Origin of the sequence: Mongoliimonas terrestris, assembly GCF_001927285.1 — a bacterium.
GTDB classification, from domain to species: domain Bacteria; phylum Pseudomonadota; class Alphaproteobacteria; order Rhizobiales; family Pleomorphomonadaceae; genus Chthonobacter; species Chthonobacter terrestris.
The window spans coordinates 160,192-176,689 of the sequence record NZ_MSIG01000006.1; the positions used below are offsets into that span (position 1 = coordinate 160,192).

Annotated in this window: 14 protein-coding genes; 9 read left to right on the plus strand and 5 right to left on the minus strand. The window is 68.0% G+C overall.

The window, feature by feature from the left end:
- The first annotated feature begins 12 nt into the window (after positions 1-12).
- Entirely contained in the window at positions 13-867 is an 855-nt protein-coding gene (locus tag BUQ68_RS10725) for an SDR family NAD(P)-dependent oxidoreductase (RefSeq protein WP_075215955.1), read from the plus strand.
- 101 nt (positions 868-968) lie between these two features.
- The gene (locus tag BUQ68_RS10730) at positions 969-1,910 is read left to right on the plus strand and encodes a phosphotriesterase family protein (protein ID WP_075215956.1); all 942 of its coding nucleotides are present in this window, start codon (positions 969-971) and stop codon (positions 1,908-1,910) included.
- Positions 1,911-2,049: 139 nt separating this feature from the next.
- On the opposite strand, the gene BUQ68_RS10735 is transcribed toward BUQ68_RS10730, so the two are convergent.
- From BUQ68_RS10735 to BUQ68_RS10750, 4 genes are all read right to left on the minus strand, one after another.
- Complete coding sequence (locus BUQ68_RS10735; RefSeq protein ID WP_075215957.1) at positions 2,050-2,592, minus strand: winged helix DNA-binding protein; 543 nt, start codon at positions 2,590-2,592, stop codon at positions 2,050-2,052.
- Positions 2,589-3,896, minus strand: coding sequence for a TRAP transporter large permease (locus BUQ68_RS10740; protein ID WP_075215958.1), 1,308 nt, complete (start codon positions 3,894-3,896; stop codon positions 2,589-2,591). Before BUQ68_RS10740 ends, BUQ68_RS10735 begins: the two co-directional genes overlap by 4 nt.
- 10 nt (positions 3,897-3,906) lie before the next feature.
- Positions 3,907-4,437 (minus strand): TRAP transporter small permease, encoded by a 531-nt coding sequence (locus BUQ68_RS10745; protein ID WP_175577784.1) that lies wholly within the window; start codon positions 4,435-4,437, stop codon positions 3,907-3,909.
- 73 nt (positions 4,438-4,510) lie between these two features.
- A complete protein-coding gene (locus BUQ68_RS10750; protein WP_075215959.1) occupies positions 4,511-5,485 on the minus strand; it encodes a TRAP transporter substrate-binding protein in 975 nt (324 codons plus the stop codon).
- A 130-nt stretch (positions 5,486-5,615) separates the two neighbouring features.
- Here BUQ68_RS10750 and BUQ68_RS10755 point away from each other — a divergent pair, with 130 nt between their 5' ends.
- Positions 5,616-9,239: a hydantoinase B/oxoprolinase family protein gene (locus BUQ68_RS10755; RefSeq protein ID WP_075215960.1), complete on the plus strand. Its 3,624-nt coding sequence runs from the start codon at positions 5,616-5,618 to the stop codon at positions 9,237-9,239.
- Between the two features lie 777 nt (positions 9,240-10,016).
- On the plus strand, positions 10,017-10,418 hold the full coding sequence (locus BUQ68_RS10765) for a VOC family protein (RefSeq protein WP_075215962.1): 402 nt from the start codon (positions 10,017-10,019) through the stop codon (positions 10,416-10,418).
- A 96-nt stretch (positions 10,419-10,514) separates the two neighbouring features.
- Here the strand turns inward: BUQ68_RS10765 and BUQ68_RS10770 are convergent, their stop codons facing one another.
- Positions 10,515-11,564: a LacI family DNA-binding transcriptional regulator gene (locus tag BUQ68_RS10770; protein ID WP_425349523.1), complete on the minus strand. Its 1,050-nt coding sequence runs from the start codon at positions 11,562-11,564 to the stop codon at positions 10,515-10,517.
- Between the two features lie 235 nt (positions 11,565-11,799).
- Between BUQ68_RS10770 and denD the strand changes: the two genes are divergently transcribed.
- From denD to BUQ68_RS10795, 5 genes are all read left to right on the plus strand, one after another.
- Positions 11,800-12,774, plus strand: a complete 975-nt coding sequence (gene denD / locus BUQ68_RS10775) for a D-erythronate dehydrogenase (protein ID WP_075215963.1) — start codon at positions 11,800-11,802, stop codon at positions 12,772-12,774.
- Between the two features lie 103 nt (positions 12,775-12,877).
- On the plus strand, positions 12,878-13,777 hold the full coding sequence (gene ltnD / locus BUQ68_RS10780) for an L-threonate dehydrogenase (protein ID WP_075215964.1): 900 nt from the start codon (positions 12,878-12,880) through the stop codon (positions 13,775-13,777).
- Positions 13,777-15,033, plus strand: coding sequence for a 3-oxo-tetronate kinase (gene otnK / locus BUQ68_RS10785; protein WP_075215965.1), 1,257 nt, complete (start codon positions 13,777-13,779; stop codon positions 15,031-15,033). Before ltnD ends, otnK begins: the two co-directional genes overlap by 1 nt.
- The gene (gene otnC, locus BUQ68_RS10790; RefSeq protein WP_075215966.1) at positions 15,030-15,674 is read left to right on the plus strand and encodes a 3-oxo-tetronate 4-phosphate decarboxylase; all 645 of its coding nucleotides are present in this window, start codon (positions 15,030-15,032) and stop codon (positions 15,672-15,674) included. The genes otnK and otnC overlap by 4 nt, the downstream gene beginning before the upstream one ends.
- Complete coding sequence (locus BUQ68_RS10795; RefSeq protein WP_075215967.1) at positions 15,675-16,445, plus strand: hydroxypyruvate isomerase family protein; 771 nt, start codon at positions 15,675-15,677, stop codon at positions 16,443-16,445. It begins immediately after the preceding gene.
- Positions 16,446-16,498 lie beyond the last annotated feature (53 nt).

The following is a 16,498-nucleotide window of genomic DNA, read 5'->3' on the forward strand; positions in this document are numbered from 1 at the left end:
AAGGAGGACGAGATGCTGCAGGGAACGGTTTCGGTGGTCACCGGCGCGAGCCGCGGCATCGGCCGCGCCATCGCCGCCGGGCAGGCCGCCGCCGGCGCGACAGTCGCAGTGGTCGCGCGCAACCCGGAGGCGCTTGACGCCGTGGCCGCCGACATCACGTCAACCGGCGGCACCGCCGCTGCTTTCGCCGGGGACGTTTCCGACCGCGCCGACGTCGAGCGGATCTTCGCCGCGATCGCCGCGGACCTCGGCCCCGTCGACACGCTGATCAACAATGCGGGCGCGTTCGCGGCCATCGGTCCGCTCTGGGAGGTCGATCCCGACGCATGGTGGTCGGACATCGAGATCAATCTGAAGTCGGTCTTCCACTGCTCCCGCGCGGTGTTGCCGTCGATGCTCGCGCGTGGCCGCGGCCGGATCGTCACCATGATCGGCGGCGGCACCGTGCGGCCGATGCCCTACGGCTCCGGCTATTCCATCTCCAAGACCGGCACGCTCCGCTTCACCGAATGCCTCGCGGCCTCGCTGGAGGGCACCGGCGTCGTCTGCCTCGCAATGGACCCCGGCTTGGTCAAGACCGACCTCACCCAATACCAGGCGGACTCGCCCGCCGCCGCGCGATACATGCCCGGCGTCGTGGAGCGGCTTCGCACCGGCGACCACGTCCCGCCCGAGCGCGCCGCGCGCCTCGCCATCGCGATCGCCGCCGGCTGCTTCGACCGGATGGCCGGCCGGGCGATCGGCGCCACGGAGGATCTCGCCGCCGTCGAGGCATCGATCGACGCCATCCTGGCCGCCGACGAGCGGGTTCTCCGCGTCCCTGGCTTCGCGCCGCCGCCCCGGCCCGCCGGAGACGTTGCGCCATGAGACGACGCGCCATGACCGGACACCCGGCCCCCGCCGGGCCGTCCTGATCCTTCACCCCCGGCCGCGGCCAGGGCCTCCACGCCAGACCGAGGAGATCCACGATGACCGAACACCCGCCTGCAGAGCGCTTCCTCTACACCACCATGGGCCTGCTCCGCCGATCCGACCTCGGCATGATCCTGCCGCACGAGCACATCTTCGTCGACTTCCGCACCCCGGACCAACCCGGCTACGGCGAGGCCGATCCGGCCGACGTGGTGGCCGCCATCTCCCACCGGTTCGAGGAGATCAAGGCGCGCGGCATCACCGCCTTCGTGGAATGCACCCCGACGGGCGTCGGCCGCCGCGCCGACGTCGACCTTGCGGTTTCCTTGGCGACCGGCGTTCCGGTCGTCGTTCCGACCGGTAGCTACCGCGAACCCTGGGTCACGCCCTTCGTCCGCACCGCCGACGATGCCACCCTCGAGGCCTGGATGGTTCGCGAGCTCACCGAACGGTTCGACGAGGCGGATTTCCGCGCCGGCTGGATCAAGCTCAGCGCCGGCGACGACGCGATCTCTCCGCTGGAGGAGCGCATCCTGCGCGCCGCTGCCCGCGCTGCCGCCCGCACCGGCGCCGTGATCGGGAGCCACACCATGCGCGGCCGCGTCGCGCTGCAGCAGATGGACATCATCGAGGACGAGGGCTACACGGCGAACCGCTTCATCTGGATCCACACTCAGAAGGAGACCGACCTCGGCTTCCACGACGCGGCCGTCGCCCGCGGCGCGTGGATCGAATACGACCACGTCTCCCGCGATCCCGACGAGGAGGTCAAGGCCTTGATTCTGCGCGCCCTTGACGCCGGCCACGCCGACAACCTTCTGATCAGCCACGACGTCGGCTGGTACGATCCAGCCAAGCCCGGCGGCGGCAACCAGCGCCCCTACACGCATCTGTCCGACGTTATGATGCCGCTGCTTCGCCAAGCCGGCGTTGACGAGGCCACCTTGAAGCGCCTCACCGAGGACAATCCGTTCCTTGCCTACGCGCGGCCGGCGTGAGCGGCTGGTTTGTCAGTCCGCGGGTCATCTGCACACGGGCAGATGGCCAGGATCCATGTATGGATCAGCAATCAGGACAGGGGTCGTCGGCATTCGATACACGGAAAATCGATTGTCGAGGAGTGGGTCCCGCCAGCGGTCAGAGCGAAGCGGCCGCGCGGGCGGCCTGATCGTAGTGGCCCGACAGCGTCCGGATCCGGCGGGCAAGATCGGATAGCATCTGTCCTTCCAATCCAGTCGACAGGACGCTGTCGACGAGGAGGGACTCGCGGACCTCCGCGTAGCGCCGGCACGCGACTTCGCCGGCAGGCGTGATCGCGGCCACCTTCTCTTTGCCACGGCGCCCGCCCTTCACAAGCTTCATCCGTTCCAGCTTCTTCAGCGCATAGGCGACCGTATGCGTGTCCTCGATGTTGAGGACGAGGCAGATGTCCGACAGCGTCTTCGGCTTGTTGCGGTGGTTGACGTTGTGGAGAACGATCACGTCGAGGACCGACAGGTCTGGCACGCCCGACGCCGCCATGCACCGCACGACCCAGCGCTGGAAGGCATGGGTGTACATGACCATCGCGAACTCGATCTCGGACAGGGCAGGCATCCCGCCGGCCGCGAGGTGGCCAGACGAGACGATCGGGCCGAGATCGGCCTTGTTCCAGGAGGGCTCATCAGGGTCGCCGGTCATTTCGCCCCCAGCATTCGGTCGGGTAGCCAAGTGACGATCTCGGGAGCCACGGTCACCAGGACGACAACCGCGACCATGCCGGCGAAGAACGGCAGGGAGGCGACAGCCACGTAGCCCATGCTCCGCTTCGTCAGGGATTGCAGAACGAAAAGATTGAAGCCGACAGGGGGCGTGATCTGCGCCATCTCCACGACGAGGACGATGAAGATGCCGAACCAGAGCAGATCGATGCCGGCTGCCTGAACGGCCGGGAGGATCACCGAGGTGGTGAGAACGACCATCGAGATCCCGTCGACAAAGCATCCCATGATGATGAAGACGACGGTCACGGCCGCGATCAGGGCGAACTGGGAGAGTTCCATGTGGGAGATCCAGTCCGCGAACAGGCGGGGCAGTCCGGTCAGTCCCATCGCGGTCGACATGAAGGCGGCGCCGGTCAGGATGAGCCCAATCATGCAGGAGGTCCTGACCGCCCCGGTCACGCTCTGCCAAAAGGTCTCGCGCGTCAGACCGCCGGTGGCCGCCGCCAGGACAAGCGACCCGACGACGCCGAGCACGGCCGATTCGGTCGGTGTCGCATAGCCGCCGTAGATCGAGCCGAGCACCAGGACGATCAGCAGAACCGTCGGGATCAGGCGACGGGAGGCGGACATCTTCTCGATGAAGGTCATCGGCGGATCGGCAGGCGGGATCCGCTTCGGCGCCCAGAGCGCATAGAGCATGACGATGCCGGAGAAGATCACCATCAGCAGGATGCCAGGCACAACCCCGGCGATGAACAACCTGGCGATCGAGACCTGCGCGGCGACGCCATAGACAATCATGATGATCGAGGGCGGGATCAGGAGCCCGAGCGTGCCAGATCCGGCGAGCGAGCCGACGACCATGAAGTCGTCGTAGCCACGTCGGCGCAGTTCCGGGATGGTCATCTTGCCGATCGTGGCGGCGGTCGCCGCCGAGGAGCCTGAGATCGCCGCGAAGATGCCGCAGCCATAGACGTTGGTGTGCAGAAGCCGGCCCGGCAGGCGCTGCATCCAGGGGGCGAGCCCTTTGAACATGTCCTCGGCAAGCCGGGAGCGGAATAGGATCTCGCCCATGAGGATGAACATGGGCAGTGCGGTCAGCGACCAGGAATTGGTGGCGCCCCAGACGGTCTGGCTGAACATGAGACCGGCCGGACGGGTGGTGAAGAACTCGATGGCGACCCACCCGACCGCGGCGAGGGCCGCGCCGATCCACAGGCCGCCGGCCAAGAAGCCGAACAGGCAGAGCGCAAGGATGGTCGCGACGGTGGCCGGATCCATGGAGAACCCTTCAGCGTTCGAAAGTGAGCGCGTCCTCGGCCGAAGCCGCCGCATGGACGAGGTAGGAGGGTGTCGCGCCCCGAAGCATGCCGATAAGATCCTCCAGCAGTGCGATCGCGAAGGTGCCCAGACCGAGAGGCATAGCGAGCTGCGGGATCCACAAGGGAATGGCGATCAGACCCTGCGCGACGTCGTGAAAACGCCAGCTGTCCCAGACAAGCCGGCCGCACCAGAAGGTTGCCCAGGCGACCGCCGTGAAGCCGAGCGCGAGGAGCAGGACCTCCAGACCGTGCCGGACGCGACCCTTCAGTCGATCGACCATCAGTCCGACCCGGATGTGCTCGCCACGCCGATAGGCGGGGGCCAGACCGAGGAACAGGACGGCGACGAGGCCATAGCCCGAGACGTCGTCCGCAGCCGGAACCTGCCCCCCAGAGACGCGGAGCGAGACATCGGTCACGATGATGCCGACCATAGCGATCAGGGCCAGGCCGGAGAGAATCTCCATGGCCGTATAGAGGGGTTGAAGCGGGCTCTTCACGAACAGGCCTCCGACGTATGGCGGGACACGGCGGGGCGGACAGCCGTCGCGCGCGGCGGCGGCCATCCGGCGATCACTGGCGATAGGCGTCGATGATGGCCTTGCCGTCGGGGCCGGCTTTTTCAGCCCACTCGGCCGCCATGGTCTCGCCGATCTTGGCGAGCTCCTGCGTCATGGCCGCGGTCGGCGGTCCGACCGTGATGCCCTTCTCGGCCATGGTCTTCTTGAAGCCGTCGTTGAGTTCCTCGGACTTGGCCCAGCCACGCGCCTCGGCGGCTGCGGCGGCGGCCATCACGGCCGTGCGGTCAGCCTCGGACAGGGTGTCGAAGGCGGCCTTGCTGGCAAAGACGATGTTCTGCGGCAGGAAGGCCTGCGTATCGTAGTAGTGGGTCAGGTAGTCCCACGCCTGGGTGTCGACCCCGGTCGCGCCGGATGTGATCATGGCGTCGGCGAGACCGGCGCGGAACGCCTGCGGCACTTCGGCCTGCTGGACAGTCACCGGGGAGGCGCCGAGCAGTTCGGCAAAACGGGCCGTTGCGGGATTGTAGGCGCGGAACTTGGTGCCGGCGAGGTCGCCGAGCGACCCGATCGCCTTCTTGGCGTAGATGCCTTGCGGCGGCCAGGCGACCGAATAGAGCAGCACCATGCCCTGCGCGTCCAGTCGCGCGCTGACGTAGGGCTTGGCGACTGACCAGAGCTTCTGCGCGTTATCGTAACTGGTGGCGAGGCCGGGAATGGCGTCGAAGGCAAACACCGGATCCTCGTTGCCGAGCGACGAGACCAGCACCTCGCCGATCTGCACCGATCCCGACTGCACCCCGCGCTTGATCTCCGGCGCCTTCATCAGCGAGGCGTTGGAGTGGAGGGTGATCTTCAGCCGTCCCTCGGTCGCAGCGGCGACCTCGTCGACGAACTGACGGTTGTTGATGGTGTGGAAGTTGCCATCGGGGTAGGGGGTCGGCATGTCCCACACCGCGTCGGCGGCGGCCGCGCCACTAACGGTGAGAGCCAGAACTGCGGCGGCGACGGCTGAAATCACGTTCGACATCTACAATCTCCATCGGGTGGCATTTCGCGTAACCGCGACCGCTTCAAGGTTCCATCACTGATCCGTATTGTCAACAATTTGACGGCGTTTTATTGTCATATTGTCAGCACATTTTACATAGGAGATAAGAATGGCCGGACCTCGCTGGGACTTCTGGATCGACCGCGGCGGCACCTTCACCGACGTGATCGGTCGCGATCCCAACGGCCGCCTGCATGCTTCGAAGCTCCTGTCCGAGAACCCAGGCGCCTACTCCGACGCGGCGGTCGCCGGTATCCGCGGCCACCTCGGACTCGGTCCGCGCGAGCCGATCCCGTCGGGCCTCGTCGGCGAGGTGCGCATGGGCACCACGGTCGCCACCAACGCGCTGCTCGAACGCAAGGGCGAGCCGACGGTCCTCGTCACCACCAAGGGCTTCGGCGATGCCCTCGCGATCGGCTACCAGGACCGTCCGGACATCTTCGCCAAGGCGATTGGCAAGCCCGACGCGCTCTACGGCCGTGTGATCGAGGTCGACGAGCGGATCCGGGCCGACGGCACGATCGAACGGCCGCTCGATCTGGCGGCCGCACGGCGCGACCTGGAAGCGGCCCGCGACGCCGGATACGCGTCGGTCGCGATCAGCCTCATGCACGGCTACCGCCAACCGGCGCACGAAGCCGCACTTGCCGAAATCGCGGATGATCTCGGCTTCGCGCAGGTCTCGGTCGGCCATCGGGTCTCGCCCTTGATCAAGCTCGTCGGCCGGGGCGACACCACGGTCGTCGATGCCTATCTCTCGCCGATCCTCGCCCGCTACGTCCGGCAGGTCGCCGACGAACTGGACGTGCCCCGGTCGGGGATCCGACTGATGTTCATGATGTCGTCGGGCGGGCTCACCGCCGCCAACCTCTTCCGCGGCAAGGACGCGGTGCTCTCGGGCCCCGCCGGCGGCGTCGTCGGGCTGGCGGAGACCGGCCGGTCGGCGGGGTTTCGCGAAGTCATCGGCTTCGACATGGGCGGGACCTCCACCGACGTCGCCCACTATGCCGGCAGCTTCGAGCGGGCGTTTGACACGGAAGTCGCCGGCGTGCGCATCCGATCGCCGATGATGCTGATCAATACGGTTGCCGCGGGCGGCGGTTCGGTCCTGCACTTCGATGGTTCGCGATTCAAGGTCGGTCCCGATTCCGCCGGGGCCGATCCGGGACCGTCCTGCTACCGCCGCGGTGGACCGCTGGCCGTCACCGACGCGAACGTCATGGTCGGCAAGCTGCTGCCGGACTTCTTCCCCGCCATCTTCGGCCCGGCACGGAACGAACCACTCGACGCCGAAGCGGTGCGGACCGGTTTCGCGGCGCTGGCTGCGGCGGTCGGCGACGGACGCAGTCCCGAGGAGGTGGCGGACGGGTTCATCGAGATCGCGATCGCCAACATGGCGGAGGCGATCAAACATATCTCGGTCCAGCGCGGCTTCGACGTCACGGCCTATGCGCTGAACTGCTTCGGAGGAGCGGGCGGCCAGCACGCCTGCCTCGTCGCGGACGCGCTTGGCATGGCCCGGGTGCTGATCCACCCCATGTCCGGGCTCCTGTCCGCCTACGGCATGGGCCTCGCCGACATTCGTGCAGGCCGCGTTCAGGCCTGCGGCGAAACGCTGGAGACCGCCGGACCGGCGATCGAGGCGATCGGGGAGCGGCTGGGAGCAGTCTGCCGGGCGGAGGTGGAAGCCCAGGGTGTCGCGGCGGGTCTCCTCACCACCCACGTCCGGGCCTACATTCGCTACCAAGGCACCGATACGACAATCGAGGCGCCGGCCTACACCGTTTCGGGCGACGGAACCCGGACCGACCATCGCCCGGCGATGCGCGAAGCCTTCCTCGAAGCCCACAAGGCCCGGTTCGGTTTCGTCGACCACGACAAGCCGCTGGTCGTCGAGTCGGTGTCGGTGGAGACGATCGGCGGCGGCGCCGCTTTCGTCGAAATGGAGCGCCCCGAGACCGCCTCCGGAGAGCCGGTCCCAGCCGCCCGCACACGGTTCTTCAGCCGCGGCGCCTGGCATGAAGCGCCGGTGGTCCGGCGCGAGGCGATGGCACCGGGCCATGTGGTTGCGGGGCCTGCGATCGTCATCGAAGCCAACCAGACTATCGTGGTCGAGGAGGGCTGGCGGGCGAAGCTGACCGGCAAGGATCACCTCGTGCTCGACCGGGTGGGCGCCATGACCCGGTCGAAGGCGGTCGGGACCGAGGCGGACCCGGTGATGCTCGAGATCTTCAACAGCCTTTTCATGTCGATCGCCGAACAGATGGGCGTCACGCTGCAAAACACCGCCTATTCGGTGAACATCAAGGAGCGGCTCGACTTCTCCTGCGCCGTGTTCGACCGGACAGGCGCGCTCGTCGCCAACGCCCCCCACATGCCGGTCCATCTCGGATCGATGGACAAGTCCGTGGAAACGGTAATCGTCCAGAACCCGGAGATCCATCCGGGCGACGTGTTCGCCCTCAACGCCCCCTACAACGGCGGCACGCATCTCCCCGACATCACGGTTTGCACGCCGGTCTTCGACGAGGCCGGCGAGGCGATCCTGTTCTGGGTCGCGAGCCGTGGCCACCACGCCGACGTCGGCGGCATCGCGCCGGGGTCCATGTCGCCGCTCGCCACCCGCATCGAGGAGGAGGGCGTCTACATCGACAACTTCAAGCTCGTCGACCGCGGACACTTCCGCGAGCGCGCGCTCGTCGACCTGCTGACCGGCGGGCATTATCCGGTGCGCGACGTGGTGCAGAACGTCAACGACCTGAAGGCACAGATCGCGGCCAACGAGAAGGGCGTCGCCGAGATCCGACGGATGATCACCCATTTCGGTCTCGACGTGGTAGAAGCCTACATGGGACACGTCCAGGACAACGCGGCCGAAAGCGTGCGCCGCCTGCTGGATCGCCTTTCGGACGGCACGTTCGAGCTGGAGATGGACCAGGGCTGCCGGATCCGCGTGGCGATCACCGTCGACAAGGCTGCCCGGGAGGCAACCGTCGACTTCACCGGGACGAGCCCGGAGCGCGCCGACAACTTCAACGCCCCGGCCCCGGTCACGCGCGCGGCGGTGCTCTACGTGTTCCGCGTCATGGTCGACGACGACATCCCCATGAATGCCGGCTGCCTGCGACCGGTGAGGATCGTGGTCCCCGAGGGGACCATGCTTTCGCCATGCTTCCCCGCGGCGGTGGTCGCCGGCAACGTGGAGGTCAGCCAGGCCGTCACCAACGCGCTCTTCGGGGCGCTCGGCGCGATGGCCTGCAGCCAGGGCACCATGAACAATCTCACATTCGGCAACGATCGTTACCAGTACTACGAGACGATCTGCTCCGGTTCGCCCGCGGGACCGCACTGGGACGGCGCCGACGCCGTTCATGTCCACATGACCAATTCCCGCCTCACGGATCCGGAGATCCTGGAGACGCGCTTCCCGGTGCTGCTGGAGTCCTTCGAGATCCGCCCCGGCTCGGGCGGCAAGGGGCGGCACAAGGCGGGTGACGGCACACGACGCACCATCCGCTTCCTGGAGACCATGGACTGCGCCGTCCTCTCCGGTCACCGACGCGTCCGTCCATTCGGCATGGCGGGCGGCGAGGCGGGCCAATGCGGCACCAATCTCGTCCGCCGCCTGGACGGGTCGGTGGAGGATCTCGGCGGCTGCGGCCAGACCCGGCTGGAACCTGGCGAGGCCATCATCGTGGTGACGCCGACCGCCGGCGGCTACGGCAAGGCGTGACCGGCAGCCTCCGGAGTGACCTGCGCCCCCCGATCAGGCTGAGTTGTCTGGTCGTTTCATCGGGATCGTTCTTCGCCGCACCGGAATGTCGACGCCCGCGGCGGCGGTCCGGATGTGTGCGGCGGCGCGGCGCTGGCCGGGCAGCCGTACGTTCGGCTGATCCGTGATCGCGCTGAACTGGCGGGCAAGGCGGGTGTCCGAGGCTGGACCGGCGATCGGGCCTGGATCGAGAGCCATGAACACGCGGCCGGTCCGTTGGCGGTCCGCCATTGGGTTTCCCGAAGGGCGAGAAGAATAGGTTCGGTGCGCGCTACGTAATCTGAGCGCGCTCGAAAGAATGCCTAAACCTGATTATCGCATCTTCCAAGGCCCTTGTGCGAAAGTCACCACCCATTGTGTTGGATAGCCGCCAGGACAGAACCCGCGGGCTGTACCAGTCCCTGATGGCAACGATGCCACAAGGCCCGCCTCATGGAGATGTACGTGATGTCTTGGGGTGCCCGCACCGACATTCTTAACCGCTCGTAGATCGCCGCGAACCCGACCGGTTGCTCGCACGCCGGACATTGCCAGCACCACTGGTCCGGGCGATCATCATACTTGTGCCGCGTCGTCGCTTAACTGCCGTTCCGAGCCAGTTCGACAGCCTTGGTCGTCAGGTCGACACGAAACGACGCGAGGCTGAACACGCCGGAGCGTTTCTCCATCGGCCAAGGCGTCCAATCTGGTCGAAGAACGCTCCGGACCGCCGTGGTCCCAAGACCCTGGAGAAGCGAGATGCCCGAGTCTCCCAGAATCTATCCCACCTTCCGCTACCGGGACGCTGCCTCGGTCATGGCTTGGCTGTGCGAGACCGTGGGCTTCACCGTCCATGCTCGGTACCCGGAAGACGGCCCGGTCGCCCATGCCGAGCTGGCCTATGGATCATCGATGATCATGCTCGGCACCGTGCGGGATGACGCTTATGGCGCGCTCGTCGGCAGACCGGGCCAGGATGGCGGCAAGGCGGTCTATGTGGCCGTGGACGATGTCGATGCACTGCATGACCGGGTCGTCCGTTCTGGCGTCACCATCGAGGAGGGGCTCGTCGATCGCGACCACGGCAGCCGGGAATTCCTCTGCCGCGATCCGGAAGGCAACCTGTGGTGTTTCGGCACCTATTGGCCAAAGCGGGACTAGGAACGACCGCTCGAACCCGGACGATGCACGGCTGACGGCTGCCCCCGAAACACCGCGACGGCGGGGGAGGGACGCCGCGGCGTTCTCGTCGCGTCGTCAGGCGGAGGCGCCGGCAAGGAGCGTGAAGCCCACATCCACCTTCCGCTCGACGGTCTCGCCTCTCAGGCGGCGCAAGATCTGGTCGGCCGCGCGCCGGCCGATCTCGTGACGGCCGGAACTGATGGTGGTGAGCGGGACAGGCAGAGCCTGACCGATCTCCAGGCCGTTGAACCCGGCGAGCGCCACGTCCGCCGGAACCGACAACCCGGTCCCGATGCAGTGGTACATGCCCCCGACTGCCAGATCGTCGTTGGAATAGTAGATCACATCCGGACGCTCCGGCATCGCCGCGAGCAAGCGCTCGGTTCCGGTGCGGCCGAGGGTGACCGAAGAGGGCTCCTGGAGGATCATCTCGCCGGCGAGCGCGTGGCCGCACTCGGCAAGCGCCGACCGAAATCCCTCGAAGCGCCGGCCGGCCCGCCGGTCGCGGGCGATGTCGTGGCCGACGTAGGCGAAGCGACGGTAGCCCCGGCCACTCAGGTAGTAGGCCATCGCACGGCCGCTGGCGGTCTGGGAGATGCCGACCGCCATATCGATCGGCTCGACGTCCACATCCATGATCTCGACGACGGGCAGGTTGGCGGAGCGCAGGAGCGCAATGCCACGCTCGGACAGTCCGGCGCTGGCGAGCACGATGGCGGCGGGGCGCCACGCCAGCAGCGCCTCGAGCAGGTGCTCCTCCCGGTCCGGGTCATAGTTGGAGATGCCGAGGACCGGGTGGAAACCGGCCTCCTCGAGCACCTCTTCAAGGCCTTTCAGCACATCCGGAAAGACCACGTTGGCAAGAGACGGAAGGACGACGCCGACCTGGTTGGACGGCCCGCCGGCCAGCGAACCGGCAAGCCGGTTGCGCACATAACCCAGCTTGCGCGCCGCCTCCTGAACGCGGGCGGTGGTCTCTGGGAGGACGTGGGCTTCGCCGCGCAGCGCGCGGGACGCGGTGATCTCGCTCACGCCGGCTTCCCTGGCGAGGTCCCGCAAGGTCGGCCGCGGCCGACCCGAAAATGTGGATGCGTCGTCCAGCGCCAAACTACCCTCTCCGAGCACCGCCAAGGTCATGGCCCAGGTCATCGCCCGAACAACCTTACACCCCGCCTGATGGCGATCAATACGGGCACAGGCTGTCTGTAATCGCAACGCCCATGGTGACAGCGCTACCATAACCTGAGCTAAGAAGTCTGTCTCATCTCCAATATGGTGCGATTTTTCGGGTTCTGTATGGAAATCCAGATTGACAGCGCTGTCACATACTGTAGAAAACGACAAGCACGGGGGAAGGTTGATGCAGATTCTCGTCACAGGGGCGACCGGATTCATCGGCCGCTTGGTCATGGCCGAATTGGCCGCGCGAACGACGCTCCAGATCGATGGGGTGGACCAGCCTATCGACACGATCTTGGCGGCAGACCTCGATCAAGCGGCGCTGGAAGGTCTGAAGGCGGCTGATGATCGCGTCCGGCCGCTGGCGGGCCCCTACGGGGATGCTGCGACGATCGCGGCGATCGAGGCGGCACAGCCGGGCCTCGTCATCCATCTGGCTTCGGTGGTGAGTTCGGCCGCGGAGGCGGACTATGATCTCGGCATCGAGGTGAACCTCGCCGGGCTCGTCCGCCTCGTGCAGGCCTGCCGCCGGTTTGCGGAACCGCCCGTCTTCGTCTTCACGTCGTCCGTCGCCGTCTTCTCGGCCCCGGGCAACGGTGCGCTCACAGACGACGACGTTCCGGTGCCGCGCTCGTCCTACGGCGCCCAGAAGCTGATGGGCGAGATTCTGGTGCGCGATGCCAGCCGGCGCGGGATCGTGCGAGGCCGGTCGATCCGCTTCCCGACCATCGCGGTGAGGCCGGGCGCGCCGAACCGGGCGGCGTCCAGTTTCGTCAGCGGCATCATCCGCGAACCGCTTGCCGGCGTTCCGGCCCGGCTGCCCGTTGGGACGGAGACCCGGCTCCATCTTGCCTCGCCGGAAGCCGCGCTGGGCTCGATCCTGCGGGCAGCCGCCCTCGTGCAGGCGTCGCTGGGAGGCGAGACCACCATCACCCTGCCTGGCCTCAGCCTGTCGGTCGCGGACATGATCGAGGGACTTCGCGCGGTCGCGGGCGACGATGCGGTCGCGCTCATTCAGCACGAGCCGGATCCGGCGATCGAGGCCATCGTGCTGACCTGGCCCGGCTCCATCGCCACGCCGCGCGCGGTCTCGCTCGGCTTTGACGTCGATCGCACCTTCGCCGACCTGGTGAAGGGGCACGTCGCACGGACCTGAAGTCCGCATCACAGAATCCTGGTCCGAGGACGTTCGGCAGGTCGGTACCCGGTTCGTTCGCTTGCGCTCTGGCCCGTCGAACTCCTGTTGGGGAATTGAGGACATGTCGCATCGGGTCATGGCTGTCGCGGGTCTCGGCTCCATGGGGCACGGGATTGCACTCTCGCTCCTGAGCGCCGGCCACACAGTCTACGGAGCAGACGTGAACCGGGACCGCGTCTCCCGGCTCGTTGCCGCCGGCGGGCGGGACGGCACCGCCACGGTGGTGTCGGCGGACATCGACACGCTGGTGGTCGTCGTCCTGAACGCGGCGCAGGTCGAGGCGGTGCTCTTCGGTGCCCAGGGCTGGGTCTCGCGCCTGAAGCCTGGTGCGGTAATCATCGGATCCACCACCGTTGCGCCGGACTTCGCGCGGCGGATGGCGGACCAAGTGGAAGGCGCCGGTCTGCATTACCTCGATGCGCCCATTTCCGGCGGTGCGGCCCGCGCCGCGGAAGGCCGCCTGTCCGTCATGGCGTCCGGCAGTCCGGCCGCGTTTGCGGCCGCCGAACCGGCCCTCGCCGCCATCGCCGAGACGGTGCATCGCCTCGGCGACGTGGCCGGAACCGGTTCGGCGATGAAGGCGGTCAACCAGCTGCTCGCGGGCGTGCACATCGCCGCGATGGGCGAGGCCCTCGCGTTCGCCGTCTCGCAGGGGCTGGAGCTCGGCCGCGTCGTGAAGGTGATCTCCGGGTCGGCCGGCACATCCTGGATGTTCGAGAACCGCGCACCGCACGTGGTGGACGGCGACTACGCGCCCCGCTCCGCCGTGGGGATCTGGCCGAAGGACCTCGGCATCGTGGCCGAGATCGCCGCCCGTGCCGGCCTGCCGGTGCCCATGACCGAGACGGCGCTCGCGCGCTTCCGCGCCGCCGCGGAGGCCGGGTTCGGGGCCGAGGACGATGCGGCTGTCACCAAGATCTATGCACGCGAAGGCAGGCTCAAGCTGCCAGGAGAGCCCTGATGCTACTCGGCTGTATCGGCGACGACTTCACCGGGAGCTCGGACCTCGGCAACACGCTGACCAAGGCCGGCATGCACACGGTCCAGTATGTGGGCGTGCCGCGCGGGCCGGCGGCGCCGGACGTGGAAGCGGGCGTCATCGCCTTGAAGTCGCGGTCGATCCCGGTCGCCGAAGCGGTGTCCCTGTCGCTCGCCGCATTGGACTGGCTGCGCGCCCAGGGCTGCCGGCAATTCCTGTTCAAATACTGCTCCACCTTCGATTCCACCCCGGAGGGCAACATCGGGCCGGTCGCCGAAGCCTTGGCCGATGCGCTCAATGCGGACCGGGTGATCGTCTGCCCGGCGTTTCCGACAGCCGGGCGCTCCGTCTACCAGGGTCATCTGTTCGTGCGGGACCGGCTCCTGAACGAGAGCGGCATGGAGCACCATCCGCTTACGCCCATGACCGATCCGGACATCCGGCGTTGGCTCGGCCTGCAGACCCGCGGCAGCGTCGGCCTCGTCGGCGCGGCCGACGTGCTCGCCGGGCCGGCGGCGATCCGCGAGGCAGTGGCGCGGGAAATGGCGGCCGGGCATCGGCTGATGGTCGCCGACGCCATGCGGGACGCCGACCTGATGGCGCTTGGCGCCGCTGCCGCCGATCACCGTCTGATCACCGGCGGGTCGGGCATCGCCATGGGCCTGCCGGCGAGTTTCGCCGCGCGGGGCGAACTCGCCGGCGGCCTTTCCGGCTGGCGCGGCGAGGCGGGACCGGCCGCCGCGCTGTCCGGCTCCTGCTCGACCGCGACCCGCGAGCAGGTCCGTCGGCACCGGGAGGCCGGTCACCCGCAGTTCGAGATCACCGCCGAGGCGGTGATGGCCGGCGCGGTGACCGCTGCGGACATCGCCGCCTGGGTGGCGGCCAATCCGGGATTGCCGCTCGCCTATTCGTCCGCCGATCCGGCGACGGTGCTGGCGGCGCAGGAGCGCTACGGCCGCGAGATCATCGCGGGGCGCATGGAGGCGCTGTTCGCCGAGGCCGCCCGGGCGCTCGTCGCCGGCGGCGTGCGGCGGCTGATCACGGCAGGCGGGGAGACCTCCGGTGCCGTGGTGGAAGGCCTCGGCCTCGACCAGCTCCGCATCGGCCCGGAAATCGATCCCGGCGTGCCGATCGTTCGGGCCGGGCCGGACCTGCTCCTCGCCCTGAAGTCGGGCAATTTCGGCGCGCCGGATTTCTTTGCCAAGACGGCCGCCATGATGACCGAGGGGGCGGCATGAGCGACGCCAAGCTGCGCGAGGACATCTGCTTCTGGGCCGCGTCGCTTTTCGCCCGCGGTCTCACGGGCGGCGCGTCCGGCAACATCTCGGTGCGCACCGAGGACGGCGGGCTCCTGGTGACGCCGACCGGCGCGAGCTTCGGCCGGCTGGATCCCGCGCGGCTCAGCCGGTTCGATGCCGCCGGGCGACATGTCGACGGCGATCCGCCCACCAAGGAAATGCCGCTGCACGCGGCCTTCTACGAGACCCGCACGAAGACCGGGGCGGTGGTGCACATCCACTCCACCCATTCGGTGGCGCTGTCCATGCTGCCGGACGCCGATCCGGACCAGTTCATTCCGCCGCTGACGCCCTATGCCATCATGCGGCTCGGGAAGGTGCGGCTGCTGCCCTTCTTCGTCCCGGGCGATCCGGCCATGGGGGACGCGGTGCGCGGCCTCGCCGGGCGGCGCTCGGCCGTCATGCTGGCACACCATGGGCCGGTGGTCGCCGGAAAGGAACTTGAGGCCGCCGTCTACGCCATGGAAGAATTGGAAGAGACGGCCAGACTCGCGCTTCTCTTGCGCGGGACCGGTCACCGGACCCTGTCGGCCGACGAGGTCGCCCGCGTGGTGACCAAATACGATGTGGAGTGGGACTGAATGCTGTTCTCCGCCAACCTGGGCTTTCTCTTCACCGATCGGCCGCTCCCGGACGCCATTCGGGCGGCTGCCGCCGCTGGCTTCGACGCGGTGGAATGCCACTGGCCCTACGAGGTGCCCGCCGAAGACGTGAAGGCGGCGCTCGCCGAGACCGGTCTGCCCATGCTCGGCCTCAACACCCGGCGTGGACGCCCGGGCGAGAACGGCCTTTCGGCGCTCCCCGGCCGGGAGGCGGAGGCGCGAGAGGAGATCGATCGCGCGCTCGCCTACGCCCTTGTTATCGGGGCCGCCAACGTGCACGTGATGGCCGGGTTCGCCGCAGGGCCGGACGCCGCCGCAACCTATCGGGCGAACCTCACCTACGCCTGTGACGCCGCTGCCTCAGCCGGGATCACCATCCTCATCGAGCCGCTGAACCACTACGACGCGCCGGCCTATCACATCGGCCGGACGGACGAGGCTATGACGGTCATCGAGGCGGTCGGCCGGCCGAATCTGAAGCTGATGTTCGACGCCTATCACGTGCAGATCATGGAGGGCGACCTGACGCGGCGCCTCCGCGCGCTGCTGCCGATGATCGGCCATGTCCAGATCGCCTCGGTGCCGGATCGCGGCGAACCGGACGAAGGGGAGGTGGATCTCCTGTTCGTGCTGAAGGCCTTGAAGACGCTCGGCTGGACGGCCCCTGTCGGGGCCGAATACAAGCCCCGCGCAGGGACGGAAGCGGGCCTAGGCTGGCGCGCCCGCTTCCGTGCGGCACTGGCGGATTGACCGCCGCCGGGTCGGACAACGTAGCTCCCGTGTAACGCAACGTAGCGCCGGAT

Coding starts and splice junctions, on each gene's coding strand:
- BUQ68_RS10765 (WP_075215962.1), top strand. CDS start 10,017: ATGCCCGAGTCTCCCAGAATCTATCCCACCTTCCGCTACCGGGACGCT.
- otnK (WP_075215965.1), top strand. CDS start 13,777: ATGCTACTCGGCTGTATCGGCGACGACTTCACCGGGAGCTCGGACCTC.
- otnC (WP_075215966.1), top strand. CDS start 15,030: ATGAGCGACGCCAAGCTGCGCGAGGACATCTGCTTCTGGGCCGCGTCG.
- denD (WP_075215963.1), top strand. CDS start 11,800: ATGCAGATTCTCGTCACAGGGGCGACCGGATTCATCGGCCGCTTGGTC.
- ltnD (WP_075215964.1), top strand. CDS start 12,878: ATGTCGCATCGGGTCATGGCTGTCGCGGGTCTCGGCTCCATGGGGCAC.
- BUQ68_RS10735 (WP_075215957.1), bottom strand. CDS start 2,592: ATGACCGGCGACCCTGATGAGCCCTCCTGGAACAAGGCCGATCTCGGC.
- BUQ68_RS10730 (WP_075215956.1), top strand. CDS start 969: ATGACCGAACACCCGCCTGCAGAGCGCTTCCTCTACACCACCATGGGC.
- BUQ68_RS10740 (WP_075215958.1), bottom strand. CDS start 3,896: ATGGATCCGGCCACCGTCGCGACCATCCTTGCGCTCTGCCTGTTCGGC.
- BUQ68_RS10725 (WP_075215955.1), top strand. CDS start 13: ATGCTGCAGGGAACGGTTTCGGTGGTCACCGGCGCGAGCCGCGGCATC.
- BUQ68_RS10795 (WP_075215967.1), top strand. CDS start 15,675: ATGCTGTTCTCCGCCAACCTGGGCTTTCTCTTCACCGATCGGCCGCTC.
- BUQ68_RS10750 (WP_075215959.1), bottom strand. CDS start 5,485: ATGTCGAACGTGATTTCAGCCGTCGCCGCCGCAGTTCTGGCTCTCACC.
- BUQ68_RS10755 (WP_075215960.1), top strand. CDS start 5,616: ATGGCCGGACCTCGCTGGGACTTCTGGATCGACCGCGGCGGCACCTTC.